This is a genomic window from Sporolactobacillus kofuensis (assembly GCF_024125425.1).
GTDB classification, from domain to species: domain Bacteria; phylum Bacillota; class Bacilli; order Bacillales; family Sporolactobacillaceae; genus Sporolactobacillus; species Sporolactobacillus kofuensis.
Genome location: NZ_JAMXWN010000012.1, coordinates 34,131 through 57,053, shown reverse-complemented (window position 1 = coordinate 57,053; position 22,923 = coordinate 34,131). Strand labels below are relative to the sequence as shown.

The 22,923-nt window shown below is 40.2% G+C and carries 19 protein-coding genes and 1 pseudogene; 9 read left to right on the top strand and 11 right to left on the bottom strand.

The genetic code is table 11. The features are described 5' to 3' along the window. Positions 1–6: 6 nt before the first annotated feature. On the bottom strand, positions 7–1,782 hold the full coding sequence (locus tag NIE32_RS10615; RefSeq protein WP_253076867.1) for an ABC transporter substrate-binding protein: 1,776 nt from the start codon (positions 1,780–1,782) through the stop codon (positions 7–9). Positions 1,783–1,949: 167 nt separating this feature from the next. Here NIE32_RS10615 and NIE32_RS10610 point away from each other — a divergent pair, with 167 nt between their 5' ends. Together NIE32_RS10610 and NIE32_RS10605 are read left to right on the top strand one after the other, a co-directional pair. Then, complete coding sequence (locus NIE32_RS10610) at positions 1,950–3,206, top strand: MDR family MFS transporter (protein WP_253076866.1); 1,257 nt, start codon at positions 1,950–1,952, stop codon at positions 3,204–3,206. Further along, entirely contained in the window at positions 3,203–3,760 is a 558-nt protein-coding gene (locus NIE32_RS10605; protein ID WP_253076865.1) for a DEAD/DEAH box helicase family protein, read from the top strand. The genes NIE32_RS10610 and NIE32_RS10605 overlap by 4 nt, the downstream gene beginning before the upstream one ends. 318 nt (positions 3,761–4,078) lie before the next feature. Here the strand turns inward: NIE32_RS10605 and NIE32_RS10600 are convergent, their stop codons facing one another. After that, complete coding sequence (locus tag NIE32_RS10600; RefSeq protein WP_253076864.1) at positions 4,079–5,551, bottom strand: nicotinate phosphoribosyltransferase; 1,473 nt, start codon at positions 5,549–5,551, stop codon at positions 4,079–4,081. Between the two features lie 355 nt (positions 5,552–5,906). On the opposite strand from NIE32_RS10600, the gene NIE32_RS10595 reads away from it, so the two are divergent. The 3 genes and pseudogenes from NIE32_RS10595 to NIE32_RS10585 all read left to right on the top strand — a co-directional run bounded on the left by NIE32_RS10595 (position 5,907) and on the right by NIE32_RS10585 (position 8,724). Beyond that, the gene (locus NIE32_RS10595; protein ID WP_253076920.1) at positions 5,907–6,437 is read left to right on the top strand and encodes a phosphatase PAP2 family protein; all 531 of its coding nucleotides are present in this window, start codon (positions 5,907–5,909) and stop codon (positions 6,435–6,437) included. Between the two features lie 383 nt (positions 6,438–6,820). Further along, the gene (yidA, locus tag NIE32_RS10590) at positions 6,821–7,630 is read left to right on the top strand and encodes a sugar-phosphatase (RefSeq protein WP_253076863.1); all 810 of its coding nucleotides are present in this window, start codon (positions 6,821–6,823) and stop codon (positions 7,628–7,630) included. A 102-nt stretch (positions 7,631–7,732) separates the two neighbouring features. Next, positions 7,733–8,724, top strand: a pseudogene (locus tag NIE32_RS10585) (asparaginase). Between the two features lie 103 nt (positions 8,725–8,827). Here NIE32_RS10585 and NIE32_RS10580 read toward each other — a convergent pair. From NIE32_RS10580 to NIE32_RS10560, 5 genes are all read right to left on the bottom strand, one after another. Then, the gene (locus NIE32_RS10580; RefSeq protein WP_253076862.1) at positions 8,828–9,226 is read right to left on the bottom strand and encodes a DoxX family protein; all 399 of its coding nucleotides are present in this window, start codon (positions 9,224–9,226) and stop codon (positions 8,828–8,830) included. Between the two features lie 83 nt (positions 9,227–9,309). Beyond that, positions 9,310–9,777, bottom strand: a complete 468-nt coding sequence (locus NIE32_RS10575; RefSeq protein ID WP_253076861.1) for a MarR family winged helix-turn-helix transcriptional regulator — start codon at positions 9,775–9,777, stop codon at positions 9,310–9,312. Positions 9,778–9,898: 121 nt separating this feature from the next. Then, complete coding sequence (locus NIE32_RS10570; protein ID WP_253076919.1) at positions 9,899–10,846, bottom strand: ring-cleaving dioxygenase; 948 nt, start codon at positions 10,844–10,846, stop codon at positions 9,899–9,901. Between the two features lie 35 nt (positions 10,847–10,881). Then, positions 10,882–11,511, bottom strand: coding sequence for an alpha/beta hydrolase (locus NIE32_RS10565; RefSeq protein ID WP_253076860.1), 630 nt, complete (start codon positions 11,509–11,511; stop codon positions 10,882–10,884). A 294-nt stretch (positions 11,512–11,805) separates the two neighbouring features. Beyond that, on the bottom strand, positions 11,806–13,056 hold the full coding sequence (locus NIE32_RS10560; protein ID WP_381452669.1) for an MFS transporter: 1,251 nt from the start codon (positions 13,054–13,056) through the stop codon (positions 11,806–11,808). An 80-nt stretch (positions 13,057–13,136) separates the two neighbouring features. On the opposite strand from NIE32_RS10560, the gene NIE32_RS10555 reads away from it, so the two are divergent. Beyond that, a complete protein-coding gene (locus tag NIE32_RS10555; RefSeq protein ID WP_253076859.1) occupies positions 13,137–13,496 on the top strand; it encodes a winged helix-turn-helix transcriptional regulator in 360 nt (119 codons plus the stop codon). Positions 13,497–13,587: 91 nt separating this feature from the next. On the opposite strand, the gene NIE32_RS10550 is transcribed toward NIE32_RS10555, so the two are convergent. Then, positions 13,588–13,992 (bottom strand): DUF4064 domain-containing protein, encoded by a 405-nt coding sequence (locus NIE32_RS10550; protein ID WP_253076858.1) that lies wholly within the window; start codon positions 13,990–13,992, stop codon positions 13,588–13,590. Positions 13,993–14,709: 717 nt separating this feature from the next. Here NIE32_RS10550 and NIE32_RS10545 point away from each other — a divergent pair. Then, positions 14,710–15,597 (top strand): helix-turn-helix domain-containing protein, encoded by an 888-nt coding sequence (locus tag NIE32_RS10545; protein WP_253076857.1) that lies wholly within the window; start codon positions 14,710–14,712, stop codon positions 15,595–15,597. A gap of 50 nt (positions 15,598–15,647) precedes the next feature. On the opposite strand, the gene NIE32_RS10540 is transcribed toward NIE32_RS10545, so the two are convergent. Both NIE32_RS10540 and NIE32_RS10535 read right to left on the bottom strand, forming a co-directional pair. Next, the gene (locus NIE32_RS10540) at positions 15,648–17,282 is read right to left on the bottom strand and encodes a M20/M25/M40 family metallo-hydrolase (RefSeq protein ID WP_253076856.1); all 1,635 of its coding nucleotides are present in this window, start codon (positions 17,280–17,282) and stop codon (positions 15,648–15,650) included. 206 nt (positions 17,283–17,488) lie between these two features. After that, positions 17,489–18,469 carry a ketoacyl-ACP synthase III gene (locus NIE32_RS10535; RefSeq protein ID WP_290443581.1) on the bottom strand — a complete coding sequence of 327 codons (981 nt, stop codon included), beginning with the start codon at positions 18,467–18,469 and terminating at the stop codon, positions 17,489–17,491. 294 nt (positions 18,470–18,763) lie between these two features. On the opposite strand from NIE32_RS10535, the gene NIE32_RS10530 reads away from it, so the two are divergent. Next, positions 18,764–19,213 (top strand): MarR family winged helix-turn-helix transcriptional regulator, encoded by a 450-nt coding sequence (locus NIE32_RS10530; RefSeq protein WP_253076855.1) that lies wholly within the window; start codon positions 18,764–18,766, stop codon positions 19,211–19,213. Beyond that, entirely contained in the window at positions 19,210–22,437 is a 3,228-nt protein-coding gene (locus NIE32_RS10525; protein ID WP_253076854.1) for an MMPL family transporter, read from the top strand. The genes NIE32_RS10530 and NIE32_RS10525 overlap by 4 nt, the downstream gene beginning before the upstream one ends. 136 nt (positions 22,438–22,573) lie before the next feature. On the opposite strand, the gene NIE32_RS14275 is transcribed toward NIE32_RS10525, so the two are convergent. After that, a complete protein-coding gene (locus NIE32_RS14275) occupies positions 22,574–22,708 on the bottom strand; it encodes a hypothetical protein (RefSeq protein ID WP_290443579.1) in 135 nt (44 codons plus the stop codon). Positions 22,709–22,923: the final 215 nt, after the last annotated feature.

The window sequence follows — 22,923 nt, the reverse complement described above, 5'->3', positions numbered from 1 at the left end:
TCAATTTTATTTCTTCTCTGTAGACAAGTTAGGTTTGATCCAGAGCTTGCTAAAGTCTGCCCAGCCAAACGCATTCAATTTTATTCCCGCCAAAGCGGCGTGAAAGGTAATCTCTCGTTTACTATGGTACAAATAAATTAATAGATTTTCATCTCGTAAATAGTTCTCCACTTCTCTGAAAACGGACATTCTTTCTTTCAAACACTCTTTCTGGATAAATTCATCTATAAATTGATCAATTTTTTTCGTTTGCACTGAATCCATCATTCGCCGCACAAGACTGCTCTGATCACGGAATAAATGAATCAGTCCAAGCTCTATGTTTTCCTCAAGGACTTCACCACCAAGAACCATATCCGCATCATGAACAATAGAGTCATCGTAGAACTGCTCCAAAGGCAGAGGAATCAGTTCAAAAGAAATGCCGACTCGCTGTGCGCGATTCTTGATCCATAATGCATCATGAAGCACCGCATCATGGCTAAAATGATAAAATTTTAGCTTTTCACCATCATAGCTACTCTTTTTTAGTAGTTGAATGATCTGCGATTCTTTCTCGATCGCAGGCGGATTTTTTCTTGACTCTGATGGAAGGAAACTGTTCGAAGGCTGATAGCGGTTTCCTCCTAGGTGTTGAATCATGGTTTTGCGATCAATCAGCATACTGATCGCTTTTCTCAACCAAGGATCCCGCTGTGGCCCTTTCTTTCTAAAATTAAACACGATATAACCACTGCCGTTTTCTTCAAATTCCTGTTCCTTCTTCTCCGCGCCCGGTTGCGTATTGGACACATCATATACTTTCTGCCCACTAATTAGATTCGGAGCGTAATAAAGCTCAATACGATCAAGAAGCGCCCGTTCACGAAAATAGTCGGCAAATCGCTCAAGCACCAATTGCTGGCTTTTGTATTTTATTATTCTAAATGCGCCTGTTCCAATAATCCGCTTAGGATTGAAGCCAATATCGGAAGGCAGTATTGCAAGATTCAAAGAACTCAAGTAAAGCAGCAATGGTGTCGGCTCTGAAAAAGTTAATGTAATTGCATAGGGATGAACGACATTCATTTTCTGTAGTGCGCGAAAATACCAACGGCATGGCATTTGATTTTCAGCATCACAAATCCGTCCAAAGGAATAGCGTACATCTTGTGCAGTCAATTCTTTTCCGTGATGGAACAAAATGCCACGCCTCAAATAGAACGTCCACACTTTTTTATCGGGAGTAACCTCCCAAGAATGTGCGAGATGGGGCACAAACTTATTCGTCGAAACGTTATAGTTAACGAGGCAATCAAAAAGTTGACGCGCGATATGGGTTTCACTTGTGATGGCTGCATAAGCGGGATCCAGGGTTGCCAATGCCCGCCTCATTGGAATGCGCAGAATATCCAAGTCAAGCTGATTTTCCGTTTCAATTTTGTAGCCGAACTCTTGTTTCATACGCGCATAACACTGATGACTTAAACCTTCAGGCAGTGCGTGGGACTGAATATAATTAAGGGCTTTATCTAATTGGCCTGCATTGATGAATGTACTCATTTGTTTCTCAACCAAAGCATCAAGCGTCTGCAGAAAATTAATACGCGATTTATTTCCACGTCCAAGACCACTAGTCCAACGAATCCAGTGCAAATCTTCCATTTTATGTATGATCAGCTTGGCATTACGTTCCGAGCAATAAAAGACTTTTGCGCACTCTTTTATGCTGATCTCAATAGGCAATTCTTGCTCGTGAACGACCGCAAGATACAAATCCGTGTAATAATCCAGTGCATTCACCTTGTCACCTTCTCTCCAGATGAATGAATTTGACCGTACCCTTTTATTGTACAGTGTTCCGAATGTCAAAAAGGGGAAAGAATTAATTCCATTCTACACTTTTTACATCATTTAGTTTATAGAAAAATAGGCTTACACCTTCTTAGGTGAGATTGGAGAGCAAACCTATGAATACATTTATGGCACTTCACCCAAACATAAGAATTCGCCTTTTGACTTCTTTCATTTCGCGATTTGTCGGCAATATGGTCTTCCCATTTATGGCGATCTATTTCGCAAAAGAATTCGGGACAGCCACTGCCGGCGTTCTTCTATTAATTAATGTAATCGTATCGTTAATCACCAGTTTTTTCGGTGGTTATATTTCCGACCGTTTTGGTCGAAAAAGAGTCATGATTCTTGCTCAAATAATCCAAATGATCGCCTTTTCAATAATGGCGAGTGCAAATTCACCTTGGTTCACTTCTTCTGTTACCACTTTTATTATGATGCTCCTGCAAAGTGTCAGCAGTGGATTAATGAACCCTGCTGCTGAAGCCATGCTGATTGATGTGAGCACTAAAGAAAATCGGCAATTTATGTACAGCGTTAATTACTGGTCGGTCAATTTATCGATTGCAGCTGGAAGCATCATTGGAGGGCTTTATTTTAACAGTTATCGTTTCGTACTGTTTGTTATTCTTGCTTTGGCCTCCGTATTTGTCTTTGTTTTGCTTGCCTTTTTCATGAAAGAAAGCCGCAACGAGCATACCATACGAATGAAAACAACAACAGCATTACAGCTCATTCGAGACATGGGCAAAAGTTATAAAATCGTTGTCACTGACCGTCGCTTCCTTATCTTTTGCCTCGCACATTTGCTGATTTTATCATTAGAATTTCAGATGAACAATTATATTGCGATCCGGCTTGCTCAAGACTTTCATTCGCTGATCTTAGGTTATTCTGTAGATGGACTTAAGCTGCTTAGCTGGTTACGTGTTGAAAATACTGTGCTTGTTGTCTTTTTTACATTATTGATTAATCAATGGATGAAACACTATCAGTCAAACCATGTTTTGTTTATCGGTCTTGTACTCTATATTTCCGGTTATGTGATCTTAGGATTCAGTAATTTATGGTATCTGTTGTCCTTCATGATCATTGTGTCATCTCTGGGTGAATTAATGTACGTACCGATTTGCCAGACAATGATGGCTTCAATGACTCAAGAGAATGTCCGCGGCTCATATATGGCCGTTTATGGGCTGGTGTTCCAAGGTGCCAAGATCATGGGTTCACTCGGCGTAATCATTGGGGCATTTCTTCCATCTCTCGGCATGGCAACTCTGTATCTCATTTTGGGTATAACAGGGATCTATTGTTTTTATCGCTCAATTCGGATCGTTCATGATCCAATGAAACGTCTGGGGGTAGAGTCATGAACTTTGTACTGATTTTTGGACCGCAAGCTGTTGGAAAAATGACGGTAGGGCAGGAACTTACAAAAATTACGAATTTAAAATTATTCCATAATCATATGACCATTGATTTGCTTGTTCCTTTATTTGGATTTAGTCCGGAAATGTGGCGCCTCTGTCATTTGTTTCGGGAAGAAGTTTTTAAGTCAGTCGCGAAAAGTGATCTGGGCGGGATCATCTTCACGACTGTATGGGCATTTAATCGGCCTGAGGATCATGCGTTTGTTGAAAAAGTGTGCCAAATTTTCCGTTCAGCGGGAGGAGAGATTTTCTTTGTTGAATTGGAAGCAAGTGTAGATGAACGACTGATCCGGAACAGAACACCAAACCGTTTAAAAGAAAAACCGACCAAGCGAAATATTGAATGCTCCGAACAAAATTTGTTGGAGTCAATGGAAAAGGATCGACTAAATTCTATCGATGGTGAGATTACCGAACCTCATTATCTAAGGATCGACACAACCCATTTAAGTGCGAAGGATGTTGCTCAAATGATAAAAGATACCTTCCATTTATAATCCCTTTGTAGAAAAACCAGGCTAAGCCTGTTCCTTTCGTGTTACTCCTATGCAGCTTTGAATCTTCAATCTTGTGCTTAATCGACACTTCAGCTGCTCGCTTGCCGCAGGCAGTCCGGGAGCCTCCTCGTTCAACTTAGCACTTGCGGGGTTTCCACTGGTCTGCACTCACGCAGGCGTCTCGCACTTCGGTGTTTGAATCAGAACTTTTTTCAATGTTACACCGCTGATATGAACCCTAAGCCCATTCAAATTTTAAAAAAGAGAAGCTAGAGAAGTGTCTCAATCGTCACTTCTCTAGCTTCTCTTAATCATTACTTATTTTCCACTGAATTCTTCTGAGAAACTGTTCAACAAATTATGCTTTGCATCCCATACTTTCCGAGAAAGGTCCACAAAATAATTATGCGGATTCTCAAAGCGCAGAACTTCAGCCCATTGACGCTGCACTTGTTCTTGGGAAAATTTGCGTATAGCCACTACAGAAGGACTTTCATAGCATAACTTACCTTTTTCGAAAATTTGTTCTCTCAATAATTCCGCTTTATAACGTTTCAGTCTCTTCTTTTTCCAAGTGAAAACCGGATCAAAAAGTGTTAAAGGTTTGCTTTCATCAATCATTTCATCATGATCACAAATAAGATCTGCAATTGCTTTGTCAGCATCTTTATCGTAAATTCTGTATATTTTCTTGAAACCTGGATTTGTGATCTTTTCTTGATTTTCACTAATCTTGATTCGTGGAACAATTTCACCATTTTTTTCAACGGCTACCAACTTGTACACGCCACCAAATACCGGTTCGGATCGCGCAGTAATTAATCGCTCACCGACACCAAAAGAATCAATCTGTGCACCTTCAGCGAGTACGTCCTTGATAATATGTTCATCCAGTGAGTTTGAAATGACAATAACTGCTTTTGGAAAGCCCGCATCATCTAAAGCTTTTCTCACTTTTGTGGTTAAATAAGTGATATCCCCAGAATCAATTCGGATGCCGAGCGGTTCATGTCCCTGGGCACGCAATTCTTTGAAAACCTGAATTGCATTAGGCAAGCCGGACTTTAGTACATTAAAAGTATCAATAAGAACAAGACATTGGTCAGGGTATGCATTTGCCCATGCACGAAATGCTTCAAGTTCGCTATCAAAGAGTTGCACCCAACTATGTGCCATTGTCCCTGAGACAGGGATATCAAACATCATCCCGGCCAGTGTGTTTGCTGTTGCTGAACAGCCCCCAATGACCGCTGCACGTGCCCCATAGATTGCGCCGTCATAACCTTGTGCTCGTCGCGATCCGAATTCCATAACCGGGCGATGACCTGCCACGCGACAAATGCGACTGGCTTTCGTTGCGATCAAGGTCTGATGGTTAATTGTAACCAAAATCATTGTCTCAAGCAATTGCGCTTGAATCGCAGGTCCTCTGACTGTAACCAGCGGTTCATTTGGAAATACCGGATACCCTTCAGGAACTGCCCAAACATCACAAGAAAATTCAAAAGTTGAAAGGTAATCAAGAAACTTTTCCGAAAACGTCTTTGTCGATCGTAAATAATTAATATCGTCTTCAGTGAACCGAAGATTTTCGAGATATTCAATTAGCTGTTCCACTCCGGCCATAATACAATAGCCGCCACCATCGGGAACTCTGCGAAAATACATATCAAAATAAACAATTTGGTCGCCTACCCCTTCAGCAAGGTAGCTATTTCCCATGGTGAGTTCATAGAAATCAACCAGCATCGTGAGATCTCGGTCATTTCTCACGTCAAACCTGGATTCCATTGTCTTGTTTCCTCCAATGTGTCGGTATGTAGTTCAAATGCATACATTGAGTCGAGTATACTATTGGCACACAATCTTGTAAACTGTACCACCATTTAATGTCAAAATACATGTTTGTTTATTCTCGTTCATGCACATGCTACACTCATCATGGTTAATCCATTTACACTTAACAAACATTTTACGATGTGTTTATTCTTTCTTAATGGCTTTTCTTTACTATATAATTGAATTGAGCATACAATTGGTTCATAAAACGCCAATTCCTGTCGAAATAATTTAAGCCCTTTGCATTTATTGACAATCATGTTACAGTTTTAAATGTTTTCGAATTATTGGGAGGTGAAAACCATTGATGCCCATTCATGCTTTATATGAGATGGAATGTCGTATTTTCAAGAAAATTAATCAACATTTCGAGAAGAAAATGTTGAACGCATATTTCCGTACCATCACCAACATTGGCGGAGCCGTTTTGGAGATTTTCACTGTTCTTTTCTTGTTGATTTTCGCGCGTGGGCAACTCCGTTTAACCGCCGTTGCTTGTGCAGTTTCATTATCAATCAGTCATCTTGTCGTTCAGATCTTTAAGAAATGTTTCCCGAGAAAACGTCCTTATTTGATTTTAGACGGAACAAATTTCCCGATGAATGCACTTCAAGATCATTCATTTCCATCGGGACATACTACTGCTATTTTTTCAGTCATTATGCCGCTTATCATGTATCATCATTCACTAAGTATTATTTTATTACCGATCGGATTTAGTGTTGCGATCTCCAGAATATTTCTTGGTCTGCACTATCCTTCAGATGTACTTGCCGGTATGGTTCTCGGATGTCTTTCTGGTTATATCAGTTTCATGAAGATTGTTCTTCCCTTTTAAACTTGTTCCATTGCATAGGATTCTCAAGGCTGATACCGTCATGCGGTATCAGCTTTATTTTTTTCTAATCATCGGTTTGTATTCGTCCCATGTCCTTTCAGATCTGATAAATAGAAATTAGGACAAATTCAGGCCGTAATTTGTATCACTTGTGCTTCGATTGCTCGCTTGCCGCGGGCGCACCGCGAGCCTCCTCGTACAACCAGTAACCTGCGGGGTCTCTCTGGTACCTGATCCCGCTGGCGTCTCGCATCTGCGCTGCATGTTTAAGTAAAAAACGTTATATTTTCTTATCTTTTGAATAAAACTGCAGGAGTATTTTTATTCTTTTCTAAGAGTAAGCGCTGTATACTGAAAAAAGATGAGAAATAGGAGGGAAGAATATGATTAAGTTAATTGCTATTGATCTTGATGGAACGCTTCTTAATGAAGAAAAAAAGATTTCAGAACATACGCAAAGCGTGCTTAAGGAAGCTAAGAAACGTGGTGTTAAAGTCGTTCTTTGTTCTGGACGCCCACTTCTTGGCATCAAAAGTTATTTAGAACTACTGGGGTTAACGGAAAATGGGGATTTTGCGATTACTTATAATGGCGGACTTGTACAACGGACAGATACTGGTGAAGTGATTTCCGAGAAAATATTAACTAAAGATCAGATCCTTACTATTTATCAGCTGAGTCAAAATCTTAAGGTACCAATGAATTTCATTGATTTGGAACGCGTTTATTGCCCTCCTTCCCCCGTGAATAAACCGTCCTATTATAGCCAAATTTTAACGGCACTACCTTTTGTCGACATTGAAATGGATCAGTTATCGGATACTTTTAAAGCAAATAAGGCAATATTCTGCGTCGACCAACCGACCCTTGATGCTGCGATTGAAAGGATACCAAAAGCGTATTATGATCACTATACGATCATGAAATCTAGACCATTCTTACTCGAAATTCTAAATAAAGAAGTAGATAAAGGCAAGGGCCTCCAAGCACTTGGCCAGTACCTTAACATCGCTCCTGAAGAAATGATGACGCTTGGCGATGAGGAAAATGATATGGCTATGATTAGATATGCCGGACTCGGTGTCGCCATGGGGAATGCAATTGAGCCTTTAAAGGAAATTGCACACTTTGTGACGCGAGCCAACTCGGAAGATGGTGTTGCTTATGCCGTCGAAAAATTTGTGCTAAGTTAATAGTCACGATCAGGACCGGCATCCGTTCTTCTCTATTTCCATCGCTGAAAATCATGAAAACCAGTATAATAGGTTTACACTGATTGGAATGGGGATAGTTTGTTGAAAAAGATTCTTGTCTTAGCTACAGGGGGCACAATTGTTTCGACGCAACAAAAAAATGGGTTAGCTCCCGGACTGACACTTGATCAGCTTGCACAATATTTTAATGACCATGAGATGGATTCTGCAATTTCTTTTAAAATATTAATGAATAAAGATAGTACAAACATGCAGCCTGAAGACTGGCTAACTATCGCACGAACGATTAAAGAACAAAGTCATGACTATGATAGCTTTATTATTACACATGGTACCGATACAATGGCCTATACTTCTGCTGCACTTTCCTACCTTCTTCATGGCACCGAGAAAACAATTGTCATTACGGGCTCACAAGTTCCGGTGAGTTTCAAGAAGACAGATGCTAAAAAAACATTCAGGACGCGGTCACTTTTGCCAAAAAATCTGACCTTCCCGGTGTATTTGTTGTATTCGACGGTAAAGCAATTTTGGGAACCCGAGCAGTTAAAATGAGAACGAAAAGTTATGATGCCTTTGAGAGCATTAACTTCCCTTATATTGCTGCTATTGAGAAGGGGCATCTCAACATTGACTATCAACTAAAACCCGAGAAATCTAGTTTTCAAAATCGTTTTGATTTATGCCCGGATGTTTTTTTACTAAAGGCATTTCCTGGGTTAGCTCCAAATTTTTTCGATTATCTCAAAGATCATGTTAAAGGATTAATTATTGAGAGTTTTGGAAACGGTGGATTGCCGTGTGAACAGAGGAATTTAGTCGATGGTGTTCGGGATTTAATTGAACACGGCATTCCTGTGGTCATCACGACGCAGTGCCTTGAAGAAGGACAAGATATGCAGCTCTATGAAGTCGGTAAGAAAGTAGCTGAGGCCGGCGGGATTACAGCTGGTGATATGAACACAGAAGCAATTTTAGCCAAACTGATGTGGGTACTCGCGCATACCTCCGACCTTAGAGAGGTGAAAAGATGGATGCAGACGCCTATTGCACATGATCTCGATTACATCTGAATGGATACGCTTCTCTTGATACTTTTTCACAATCAAAAAAAGCCTTACTCGTTAGACAAGACCGAGTAAGGCTTTTCTCATATCATGAAGTCGCTACCTTTGATTAAAAGATCAGCGCGTCGATTGAATAGGTACCGGCACCAATGAACGCAACGCCAACAACGACTCCAATGATCAGTAAGTTGTATTCGAAACCGCCAGCTGTTGCCCAGTAGCCATTTTTCCCATGAACTGTAGCAATTGCGATGACCATCGTCGCTGCAATCAAAAGTCCAGCAAGTGGCGTGAGCAACCCAACGGTAAACAGAAGCCCACCAACAAGTTCAGACAAACCTGCCATCGTCGCCATTGCAACACCTGGCTTGATGCCAATGGAATCAAAGAAACCCGCTGTTGCTTTGACGCCGCCTCCACCAAACCAGCCAAATAATTTTTGCGTTCCATGCCCAGCAAATGTTAATCCTAAAACAACACGAATAATTAATAAACCTAAGCCCATCATTCCAAACACCTCATAAAACAAATATTTTTAATTCATATATTATTAATTCGAGATATATGAGATTAAATACCCTATTAAAAAACTTACTGCTTATTGATTGATGCCGCGAATAACCCTAATTCTTTAAGCTTCACAATCAAATCTTGCTTTTGCGGAGTTGTCAACCCACCAAGCAATGCATGCACAGCATCTCTGTGATCCGGGAAAATTTTTTCCATTAGCTCTTGTCCCTTAGCTGTCAATGATCCATACGTAATGCGTCGATCAGTTGGACTCGGTTTTCGTTTCAGTAATTGTTTTTTGACGAGCTGATCAATTACATAGGTTGTACTGCTGCTCGCAATGAGAATCTTTCCGCCGATTTTCTGAATCGGCTGGTCCCCTTTGTGGTATAGCAATTCAAGGACACCGAATTCCGTCAGATTCAATCCATGCTCTTTGATATCCTCTTCAATACCTTTGCGAATGGATTGGTATGCACGTGTCAGTACAACGAGCAACTTAAGAGAACTATCTTTATCGTCAACGATTCGTTCCTGTGATTCCTTCATCACTCATTCACTCCTCGCCAATTACCTCGAATTCGAGATAATTATAGATCGCAATTAAAAACTTGTCAAGTCTGCTCCTTGAGCGTTTGATCCTTTAATCATTTTCTCATCGTACTATTGATCAGTTTAACGGTTCCAATTGCTGTTCAATAAATGCGCGTTGACCTTCAAGAAATGGTGGGAGCGACAATCTTTCCCCAAGAACATCCTCATTCTCATCTGTAGCAAATCCTGGTCCATCCGTCGCAAATTCAAAAAGAATGTGGTTGAATTCGCGAACATATAGGGATTGAAAATAAAAGCGATCGACAAAACCTGAGTTCGGCAGTCCTGTTTGGTTCATGCGCTTGATCCATTCATTAAGTGCATCACGATCTGCAACACGGAAAGCAACATGATGAACACTGCCATATCCTGGTCGCTCTGGTGAGTGCGTTGTATCTTCGCGTACGATCACTTGTGCCCCATGCCCGCCTTCTCCAACCTCAAAAAGGATTTGATCTTCTTCTTCAGCAATTTCTCTAAAAGTAAGAACATCGATGAGAAAACTGCGGATTAAGGCAAGCCGTGAAACAGTGATCGATACTGGTCCAAGTCCGTAAATCGCGTGCTCGAGGGGAATTGGTCCATTTTTCCAGGGGATCCCGCCGGACACTCCCTTATTTTTCTCATCTGAAACGAAACGTAATGGTGTACCATCAAAATCTTCAAATTCAAGTACATTGTGTCCAAACAATTTGCTTACCTGTTTGTGAGGGACGTTTAGTGTATCAAAACGATTGATCCAATAGGTTAATGACTGATCACTCGGTACACGTAATGACACGCGGGAAATGGAATTTGTGCCTTTTACTGTCGCCATTGTACCTGGAAATTCAAAAAATGTAAGGTCCGTTCCAGGGCTACCTTTTTGATCTGCATAAAACAGATGATACACAGACACATCATCTTGATTCACTGTTTTTTTCACCATCCGCATGCCCAAAACATTCATATAAAACTGTGCATTCTTTTTCGCATTGCTCGTGACCAGTGAAACATGATGCAAACCGAATAACTGATTCATGATTTAACCTCCCTTATATAAATAAGTTTACCGATGATTTATTTAAAGTATTTTTCATTGTTCAGTGATTCAAACCATTTTTGTGCTGCGTGAATTTCACTTTCGATCAATTGATGCCCTGAAACTGTCCAATGATCACGCACAGTTGCTTGACTTTCCTTGAACTTGTGAATCATTTTTACCGTCGATTCTTTTGGAACTAAGGGATCATTGGATCCAGCTGAGATGAATATGGATACACCTTTGAGCTTAGGAAAATGATCCATCGGGCGATAATCAGTACCACGGAATAACAGAGCACCGTGAAACACAGGGTTCACGTGATACAGAGTACTGACAATCATATTCGCACCATTTGAGTAACCCATCGCAATGACTTTGCGTTCATGAAAACCATGACGCTCACCAAATGAAGTAAGGAATTGATGGAGGTGTTCGGTTTCTTCAACCATATCTTCCACATCAATACGGCCATCCGGAAATCGGTTAAAAAAACGATTCATGCCATTTTCTACTCGATTACCGCGTAAACTAAGCACGGCTGCATCTGGTGCAATCATTTGCATGAGTGGCAGCAGAGAATACTCATCCCCTCCTGTCCCATGTAGGAGAATAAAAATCGGTGCACGCTCTGATTTTCCCTCGTTAAAAAGATAATGATAAGCCATTCTTTCACCTCCTCATCAATTGGATTGTACAGTTTCGCATATTATTATCTCGAATTCGAGATAATAATATGCTGTTTTGTGACATTTGTCAATCATTTCATCCTATTTCTGAATTTCAAGTTGTGAAAACCCGTTCTATGGTTGTTACCGATATGCCTTTTAAGCATAAAAACCCTGCGACACGAAATTTTTTGGTCGCTGTATTACAGGACTGATGTACGACAAACCCCGAATGAAACCTTTGTCTCATTCGGGGTTCTCATCATCTTATAATTATTATTTAACTAATGCACCTTACTTCCCGGCCACCAGGTTCTTAGAAATGGGTTTGCTTTCAAGAGCATAACTCCACATACTCAAGAAAGCGGCAATAAGAACCATCAACGCTCCGATCCATGTCGTGTTGATCAATCCAAGATAAGCAACAACCTGCCCACCGATCAACGATCCTAGAGCGACTCCACCATTAAAGGCCGATATATTTACTGCTGATGCGACATCTACTCCTTCAGGCACAAAACGCTCAGCAAGGACAACCACGTATAATTGCAAACCAGGCACATTCATAAATGCAAACAGCCCCATGAGAATAACCGTCAACACACCTAATATCCTGTTCGGTGCCGTAAAATAGAGCATAAAGATTGCTGCCGCTTGAAAAAGAAACATATAGATCAAAGATTTCATCGGATTATTATTTGAAACTTTACCTCCAAACGTATTGCCTACTGCGATCGCAACACCATAAATGAATAAAATAAGCGCGACGGAACTCGGTGAGAAGCCGGTGACTTTCTCAAGAAGAGGAGATAAATAAGTGAAGACAACAAATGTTCCACCATAGCCAAGCGCTGTAATGACAAAAACAAGTAAGAGCGGACCTGTTTTGATTAACTTAAGTTGATCTCTAAATTTCATTTCTCCCGATTTCTTCAAATTGGATGGAACAAGAATACTATTTGCGATGAGCGCGAGAAGACCAATGGCGACAATAATCATAAACGCTGCTCTCCAGCCAAAGGTTTGACCAATAAATGTACCAATAGGAACGCCGGTTACTGTAGCGAGCGTCACACCGGTAAACATAATTGCAATTGCACTCGCACGTTTATTGGGCGCAACAACATCAGCCGCAATTGTCGATCCAATTGACATGAATACGCCATGTGAAAAAGATGAGATGATCCTGGCAATCAGTAACATGGTAATACTGACCGCACCAATCGCAAGTGAATTACCAATAATAAAAACAATCATGATGAGCAGCAATAATGTCTTTTTGGGAATTTTCACTGTTAGTGATGTAAGAATCGGCGCACCAATCGTTACACCGAGCGCATACAATGTGACCGTCAATCCGGCCAGCGAATACGATACATGGAATTCTTTCATAATTAAAGGCAACAGGCCCACACTGATAAATTCTGTCGTGCCTATGGCAAATGCACTAATGGCTAGTGATAGTAATGAAAATAAACTTCTTTTTGATGTCAATTTCTTGACTCCTTTCACCAAGTGATGTTCAAGATTGCTCGCACATGTTATTATGTATGGTGCATACGATATCAACAAGTACGCACTTTTATGTAATGTAGGTACTTTTTAGTAACTAAAGGAGATCTCCTATGAGTAAAAAATATAACATTTCAGTGGAAGCAACTTTAGAAGTCATTGGAGGAAAATGGAAACCGGTGATTCTCTGCCATTTAATTCATGGAAAGAAACGTACTGGAGAATTAAAACGTCTTATTCCTAAGATCACGCAGAAAATGCTGACGCAACAATTACGCGAGCTTGAGCATGATGGAATAATAAATCGAATTGTCTATAATCAAGTGCCTCCGAAAGTGGAATACGAGCTGAGTGAGTATGGAGATTCATTGCGAGAGATTCTTCATTCACTTTGCCTATGGGGCGAACATCATATTGAACGTACCTATGGAAATTCAAAGGATTATTTAGAGGATAGTGTATTGAATCAATGATACGAAAGACCGCCGAACATGATTGTCCCGGCGGTCTTCTTTGATTTGCAGTTATCGTTCATTATTCAAATAAAAATAAGTGTAGCATTCTTTAAAATTCGTCCGTTTGTTTCGGTTTTCTCACAAGCACCATTATTCCTGAAATAATCAGTAAAATGCCAGGGACTAATAGTTCGGGCAAACTAAGAATGCCGGCGATAAGCAATAGGATTCCTGCTGTTTTTGTACTTTTCGTCTTCAGGAGCAAAAACAACCCGATTACGGTTAATACAAGGATAATAATTGTGAAGAGTAAAAGAATATTTCCAAAAACCTGAGCAGCATGTACGATTTCACTCACCTGTTGTGACGTTAACTCTTGTTCTGCTCCGGCCGCTTTTAATTGCATGTGAAATGCTGAGTAATCGACGGTGAGTAATCGAACACCGACGAGCAAAAACAATAGGTTGATACAGCCGCCGATGACCGACATCGCAAGTTCTCCAGTTCGCTTCAACGATAGACCTCCTATCAAGAGCTATATATTTTAAATTGAAAAAACAAGGTACGCTCTAAATATATGCAAGATGTACTGAAACAAATGATGGTGACATGAGTGATTCGTAGATTCTTCAAGAGGAAACACACGGAAACAACATAATCTTACTATACACCATTTATTATGCAGGATACATAAACTTTCTTTTTAACTGCTCATAATTTTAAGCATAAAAAACAAGACTCTAAAAGGCGACGCCTCAACAGAATCTTGTCCCTCGTGCTTTTATTCAATTTTCCTATTGCTTAACGATTGTTTCCAAACGTTTATTGATTTCCGGTAGTGTTATAGCTTAAAAACAATCCTAATATTTGTATTTTTATGTATTTTTTTACAGATTATGTAAGTATATAGAGAAAAAATGAGTTGAGAATCTATCGAGGTAAATTCACTCAATAATGACTCTCAACTACAGCCAACCCGCAATCCATTCTTGTATGTAAGTCCGATCCACATTGAGGACACGCGATTGGTAGACTGCAACGCAGTCGAAAAATTGTAAGCTATCGTTAAGGGGAGCATCAACAATAGCAGTTATCACAAAGCTGGCCCAACACACCAAACAATATCAGGACTGAACATGGCGCTCACCTCCTTCGATATATTTATAGTAGCATGATTCGACAATTATATATTAAAATGTATAATATACTCACATCATTAGGAGGATATATTATGGTCTATCAGTTGGGTGAGGTATTAAAAAGAGTACGTCAATCAAAACGTTATACACAAAAGTATGTTGCGGGGAATGAAATGTCACGAGCAACGTATGCAAAAATAGAAGCTTGCGATATGCAACCTACTGTAGGTAAATTCATGCATATTTTGAAGCAACTTGATATTACCTATGAGGAATTAACTTATATACAAAATTCATTTTCTTTGAATGGAAAAGATCAAATTTTACATGATTTTTTTCAGCTTTCGTTCAGTACAGAATACGAGAAAATTCATTCATTGCGTGAAAAATGCGACCATTATTTAATCAACAATTCAGATAATGTAGTTCAGGATATCGCCTATGTATGTAACGCTCTCCTATCTATTCATACCGACCATACGTTTGAATACGCATTCCCTTATGCAAAAAAAGTTTGGGATCGTCTATCCAAACTAGATAATTGGTATTCTTTAGAGTTAAAACTGATAAACAATATTTTCTTCTTCTTTCCTCTTGATACAGCAATCTCAATTGCAAAGAGGGCTTTACACGAGATTGATCGATTTTCGTACATAATTAAAAATGTCGATCTAAAATCGGCATACCTATTAAACATGTCAATACTATTTATGAAAAACAAGCAATACGAAGAAGCTTTTAATTACGTAGAACAATCTATAAAAGAATGCAAAGCAATCAAACAATATGATCGATTAGCACTTGTTTATGGGCGAAAAGGAATTGCTCTTATTAATATGAATAAATTAGATGAAGGACTTGAATTTATTAGAAAAGGTCTTTCAATTTGCAAAGTTCTCGAATTAGATTTTATGACAGAGGCTATTATTCAGGAAGTGAATGAATTGACAAACATTACTTTTAGCACTACTGATATATAATAAATATTAAGTTACAAAATCTGATTGAAGCAATAAAATATATGGTTTTACTATTTATGATTGTCTCCGGCGAGGATTTCACTAATACAGTAAGACAACAGTTCTTTGAGTGAAACAAATGAAAAATCCACATCAAGCCGCTCTGTCCATTGGTGTGGGTCCCGCCCAATTGGTCCTAAATTTAATACGGGCATTGCCAGTTGTTCCATTTCAGCAAAAGGAATAGAGTAGCCACGATCCCAGATTGGCATATTTGCCGTCCATTCATTCATTGATCCGTGTTTTGCAGGCATTCCAATATAGCTGAGGTCAGAAATTCCGCTGAAATAATGCTGTTCAATAAGCTCTGTATGGTAAGCTTTGCTTGCTAGACTCTGAATCTTGTCTACGACTTGGCGAATCATGGGTTGGTGGTGCGAGTGTACAGCTGGATAAAAAGGTGGTGTGTAAAAAAGAATAATCATCGGTGCCAATGCCTTGCACAGAATGGCTAATTGATCAACAATCTCAATGGATAGACCACGATCGTCTTTGTCTCCACGCTGTGCAATTAGCGATTCAATAAGCTTGTCTACTTTTTCTCCTCCGTAAGATTTGCACGCTTCCTTCAGCAATTCCTCATAAGACAACACACGGACCTTTGGGTCAACAATTGTCGACCCAATTGCCTCTGAATAGCGTTCCGCTTCTTTGTGGTAGAATGATTCGATTTTAGCGGCCGCCTGCTCTGCTTGCTTACGAAGAATCGTGGTGACTTCTTCAATTGAGCGTTCCAACATAAATAGATTAAACAGCGTCACTGCACGATGCGGGATTTGCACCGAATAAGTATCCTTAAGCCCCTTTTGAATCAAATTTGTGGGAGGTGGTGCGAGTCTTCCTTCGTCTTGATCGCATAGATCGGTATTTAATTCGATCGCTTCGGTCACAAACGAAGCCATTAAATTCCCATTCAACCCCGAATAGGGTTCACCAACATGTGTTTCCTTTCCATAACACAGGAAACCAGGCATGACTTTACCTACTGATCCTGTATACAGATAATTCGTCTGATCACCTGGATATAAAGAGAACATTGGTTCCGAGTTGACTGCTGCTACAAACTCAAGCTGATTACGTTCCTTGAGTTGAAGTAAGTGGGGAATTGCCGCTCTCATCCCTACAGAATTCACTTCCTCATCAGGGACGGAAACCAGCAGTACGTTTCCTTCAAATCTACCTTCACTCGCCGCTTCGATCAACGACATATGGAGCGTAAGTCCGCTCTTCATATCCATCGTTCCCCTGCCAAAGATCCAGTTGCCGGTATCTAAATCTTTCTGAACTGCTTGTGGCAGTTTCTTCTTTTGTTCGTTGAAACGTTGTGTTAAAAGTTCCGGATCAAAGGCAATGTCCTTCCATTTTCCATAATCATGCACATCGACAACGTCGAAGTGACTGAAGAGAATGACCGTTCGAGAAGTTGGACGTTGTGCGCGCACGAATGCCGAGATTAAGAAACGACCATCTCCGGTCGGCACTTGATTCAACAAATCAGGATGTTCCTGAAAGTATTTTAATTCTGCCAATTTATGTAGAAGAACTTCTGGAAAATAGTTCTCCGCTTCTGATCCGGAGACGCTCGGAATTTTGACAAGTTCACACAAAAGCGCTCTTAATTGTTTTATTGTTTGCCATTTTCCCACCTAGACACCGCCTTAATTTTAAAAAGTCTGAACTATCAATCATTATACATCGAATTGCGCTCAGAAAGAAATTGATGTTCAGAAAAAAAGATTTGATTTTTCATTGTCCCTCCCTATAATGACTACCTATGGATCGTTCTTTTCAAAAAAATAGAATGGGCACACCGCAAAGTGCCCATTCTCGTCCATTGTTGTGGATCAGTAAATTATATGTCCCACCGGATGACCTGGCCACAATGACAAAGCCCTCCACCAAAACCATACAAGAGCAACCGATCATTCTTTTTTATTTTTCCCGCTTTTACAGCATCCGAAAGCGCCAATGCGATCGATGCGGATGATGTGTTTCCATAATATTCGAGACTGTATAATACGTGATCCATAGGGACATTCAACCGCTCAAAGATCGCTTCAATCAATCGAAGATTGGCACTATGCGGGATGAACCAATCGATATCAGTGAAATCCAGTCTGCTTTCCTCTAATAATTTTTGAATACCTGAGGTAACTGTCTTCACAGCCCATTTATAGACTTCTCGGCCATTTTGAACCATTTTTCCCGTGTCGACTAACTTCTCACCATCCATCTGGTTCGACAAGCCTGTGCGATAGAGCGCTTTGCCCAAACTGCCATCAGCACCCATATATGAGCCAATGAAGCATCCTTGTGTGTCATCACATTCAACCAATGCCGCTCCTGCTCCATCGCCAAGTAAGACACACGTCGTTCGATCAGTATAATCAGTCACTTTAGACATCGTCTCCGCTGCAATCACTAATACTTTTTTATTTAAGCCACTTGAAACCAGCCCATTAGCAACATGCAACGCATATTCAAAGCCAGAACAAGCCGCACTTAAGTCAAAAATACCTGCGTGTTCCAGATGGAAATTTGCCTGAACTCTTGCAGAAACACTTGGAAAGCCATAGTCCGGTGTGGTGGTAGAAACAATAACGAGGTCAACATCCGATATATCTACCGGGTATCGTTTAACGAGATCTTGAACAGCGCCACAGGCCAAGTCACTGGCAAATTCATTAGGACCTGCTATTCGCCGTTCCCTCATCCCTGTCCGTCGTACAATCCATTCATCTGAGGTGTCAACACGTTTTTCCAAGTCTTGATTTGTCATTCTGCGTTCAGGCACATAAGCACCAATCGCTGTAATTTTCGCTCTTGATTCCAATCCTAACTACCTCCTAGACAACTCCTATTAAAATTATACCAGATATTAGTACCTGATACTTGCCTTTTTCAGAATCAAATCTAAGAACTTTCATCTGAAAAAGAATCGGCCAGTCCTACATGAGTTGTTTATCACTAATCCAAATCAAATCAATCAATTTGGGAAGCATTAACCTCAAGCAGCCTATTAAATTAAATCCTCATTAAAGTCATTCCGTGATCATTTAGTTGACTGTGTTAACCAATTCTTGTTAAGCTGAAATGAGTTACTCAGGAAGCTATGGAGGTATCATTGGTGAAACGAGATTTGGTAACATCACTAATCAGTGCTTATGAAGAATTGTCACTTTTTACATCAAATAGGGTCCATGAAGCAGTTGCGGACATTATCAAATCGCATGGAATAACATTTGAACAACTCTGTTTGCTTCGGATGCTGGAAAATAATCCTGGGATCAGTCCAATTCAGATTGCTCAACTGCTCGACATTAATAAGAGTGGCGTGAGCATTCGTGTTCATCGACTCGTTGATAAAGGTTATATTGAAAAGAGGATGATTGACCGCCGAAGTTTCGGACTTTATAACACCGTTAAAGGAAAAAGAGTCTTTCTTGAAGGAGAACAAAAGATTCATAAACTTGTTGGCACATGGATTGAGAAATTAGGCGAGAAAGACAGCAAAGAATTCATTCGTATTTATTTGAAAATCAATGAAATTCTTTCGAGACAGAAGGCGAAACGATGAAAAAAATGATCTCATTACGATGGCTATTGCTTGGCGTTTGGGTAATCGGACTTGTTGTGTTGATGCTTACTGCACCAAATATGAATCAGCTGGTGCGCGACAAAGGCGGTTACGCAATGCCCAAAGATTACTCAACCAGTAAAGCCGGAATACTTGAAAAGAAATTCAGCAGCAATCAAGATACAACACCATACATTGCTGTATTCCACTCTAATCAAGAATTGTCTCCTGACAATCTGAACACCATTAAGCAAACCTTAAACAAAGTAAAGAAAGATAAGAAACAACTCAAGATTGAACAAGTAATTGATAGTTTCGAACACAAAGATTTAAAGAACCAGTTAATCTCGAAAAACAATAAAACGCTCATGGCTATTTTCCAGGTTAAGAATATAAATGAAGCATCTGTTCATCAGCTTCGTTCTAAGATGGATGCAGAAATTAAGACACAAGGGATCAAAACTTATTTAACTGGTCAACAATTAATTAATGATGATATGAATACATCAGCTGAGAATGGTTTGAAAAAAACCGAAGGAATCACCATTGTCTTCATTCTTGTTGTCCTTTTTCTTGTCTTTCGTTCGTTTATTGCACCATTTATTCCACTGTTCACCGTTGGCATGAGCTACATGGTGGCTCAAACTGTGGTTGCTTTTCTTGTGAAATTTTCCAACTTTCCTGTTTCAAATTTCACTCAAATTTTCATGGTTGCCGTCCTGTTCGGGATCGGCACGGATTATTGCATCTTGCTTTTGAGTCGATTTAAGGAAGAACTTGCTAGAGGAAAAGATAAAAGTGAGGCGACTTTGGCGACTTTTAAAACGGCAGGGATCACTGTACTTCACAGCGGCATACCCGTTTTCATTGCCTTCTTGTCTCTTGCCTTTGTTCAATTTAATCTTTATCGCAGCGCGATTGCTGTAGGTGTTGGCGTGATTTTCTTGCTCCTCGCACTTTTCACCCTGCTTCCGCTCTTTATGGTTACATTAGGGAAACAGTTATTCTGGCCAATGAATGGAAAAATTAAAGAACCGAAAAGCAACTTATGGGCAGGTGCCGGTAAACTCGCCTTTACAAGACCGATTATTGCTCTACTGATCGTTGCTCTCGTTACGATTCCGCCAATCCTTACATTTAAAGGCCAGCTCTCCTTTAATTCACCTGAAGAGTTGCCTGATCACTACGCTGCAAAAGCAGGCTTTGATGTCGTCTCCAGAGACTTTGGTGCAGGTAATATTTCACCAGCCACCATCTATCTACAAAATGATGATCCTATGCGCACAACCGATTATATTGCACTCATTGAGCGTATTTCGATAGCCTTGAAGAAGGATCCGAATGTAGATAAGGTCATGAGTGTCTCACGCCCCTTAGGCAATCGACTCGAGGATATCTATGTGACAAAACAAGCCGATACACTCCACCAAGGCTTATCTAATGCTACAAGTGGCTTAGCCACTCTACAAAGTAGTCTTCAGAACACGAGCAAGAAGATTGACGCATCTGCGCCACAACTGAGTCATGCACAAACTGGATTAGATAAGTTGCAAAGTGGAACGGTTGAAACCAAAAATGGTGTTCAAAAAATGCAGGATGTACTTTCCCAGATTTCAGATGGGATCAAGTCTGGGTCAGCTGGCACTGAGAAAATAAGAAAGAATGTCCAAGATGCTCAAACTCAGCTTAACAAATTGTACAGCGGGCAGGAACAAATCCAGAACGGTTATCAAAAAGTCGCCGATAATTTACAAAAAATCTCAGCGCAACTGGATCGTTTTTCATCCACCAGTTCTGTGAAACAACCGGCAATTGATACAAGTGAGTTAAAGCAAACGCTTGATCAGATTCAAACGAGTTTAAATGCCTATGTGCAAAATCATCCTGAGGCGATGAATGATCCAAATTTTGCTCAATTAGCTGCAGGCTTGCACCAGTTGCCTTCGGTTATGGATGATTTGCAAACGAACATTCAGGCAGAGATTACAAAGCAAACAGACAGCGCCAAATCTCAAATGAATGAATTAAACAAAGGTATTCAACAATTGGCAGACGCAATGAATCAATTGAACAAACAATCGACGAAAGTGACTCAGGGAATGAGTAGTTTCAATTCCGGTCTCTCTCAGCTCGGGAGTGGTCTTGGTGCATTAGAAAATGGCTTAAATAAGGCAAGCAATGGTCAGGATCAGGTCATCACGAGTACACCACAGATTGCTGATGCTCTGACGAAAATCGCTTCCGGACAAAATAAGCTCAAGAGTGGATTTAGTGACGTTCAAGACCAGATGAACACATTATCCGGAGGATTAGCCAAAGGCGCACAAGGTACCGAGAAGATACGCGGCGGAATCAATTCTGCGAATGACTTTATTGGACACTGGACAAAGCTTTCCTATGATCAATCAGGTATCTATGTTCCAGCTCAAATTTTCACGAACAGTGACTTCACGTCTGCACTTGACCAATATATGAGTAAAGACGGTAAAATCACAACCATTCAAGTCACCATGAAAGATGACCCCTACTCGAACAAAGGTATTTCAAATTTCCAGTCTTTGAAAAAAGAAATTCCTTCTATACTCAAGGGTACGAAGCTAGAAAATGCGCATATCGGCATTAGTGGTATTGCCAGCATGAACAGCGATTTAAAACAGCTATCCGGTTCGGATTACAACAAGGCGGTAACTTTTGTGATTATCGGTGTCTTCATTGCACTGGTTATCGTTTTGAGATCCTTAAGTATGCCGATTTATTTGATGGCTTCGTTGCTTTTAACCTACTTTTCATCGATGGGGGTTGCAGAGCTGATTTTCACGAAATTGTTCCATTACACTGGGTTGACTTGGACCACTCAGTTCTTTGGGTTCATTGTCCTTGTTGCCCTCGGGATTGATTACTCAATCTTCGTCATGACTCGCTTTAATGAATATGCACGGATTGCGATTCGTGAGCGCATGATACTGACGCTCTGGCACATGGGCAGTGTCATTTTCTCAGCAGTTTTAATTCTCAGTGGAACCTTTGCTGCGATGATCCCTTCAGGAATGCTCTCTCTTGTTGAAATCTCAACTGTTGTGATTATTGGTCTGGTCCTTTATGCAGTGGTCATGATTCCATTATTTGTTCCGGTTATGGTTAAAATCTTTGGACGAGGCAATTGGTGGCCATTTATGCGTGAAACTGCAGCACCGGGAAAGTCAGTGCATCATGAAACAATGTAGAGATCTTAGGAAAGAGCATCCATGAATTAAATAATACGTCGATTAAAGCACAAAAACCAAGCATTCGGAATGAATCCGATGCTTGGTTTTTCACGTTCCAAGAAGTCTCTATTAATCCGATTTGATCGTTCTCGAGTTAAAATTTAAATGCGCCTGAAGTATAGTAATAGATTAATGTGGCAATAACATCGATGGCGCAGATCACTCCAATGATCAGCATCAATCTGACCCGTTTTCTTTTTTCTTCACTGCTCAATTCCTTTTTAGCCATTGCGGCATCCCCCGTTCTTAACCCTATTCTATCAGTTTATCATAAATGTGCCTTTCTTTAAGAGTTAGGCATATATTCTGTATTTTTCTTTTCTATTTTAGTATTGGCAATACTTTCTATCAGATTTTAAACGGATTGTAAACTTTTATTCAGTATTTATTTGTTACTATTAAATTAACACTTTCCGGCAAAGATTACATCGATTATTTATGAAT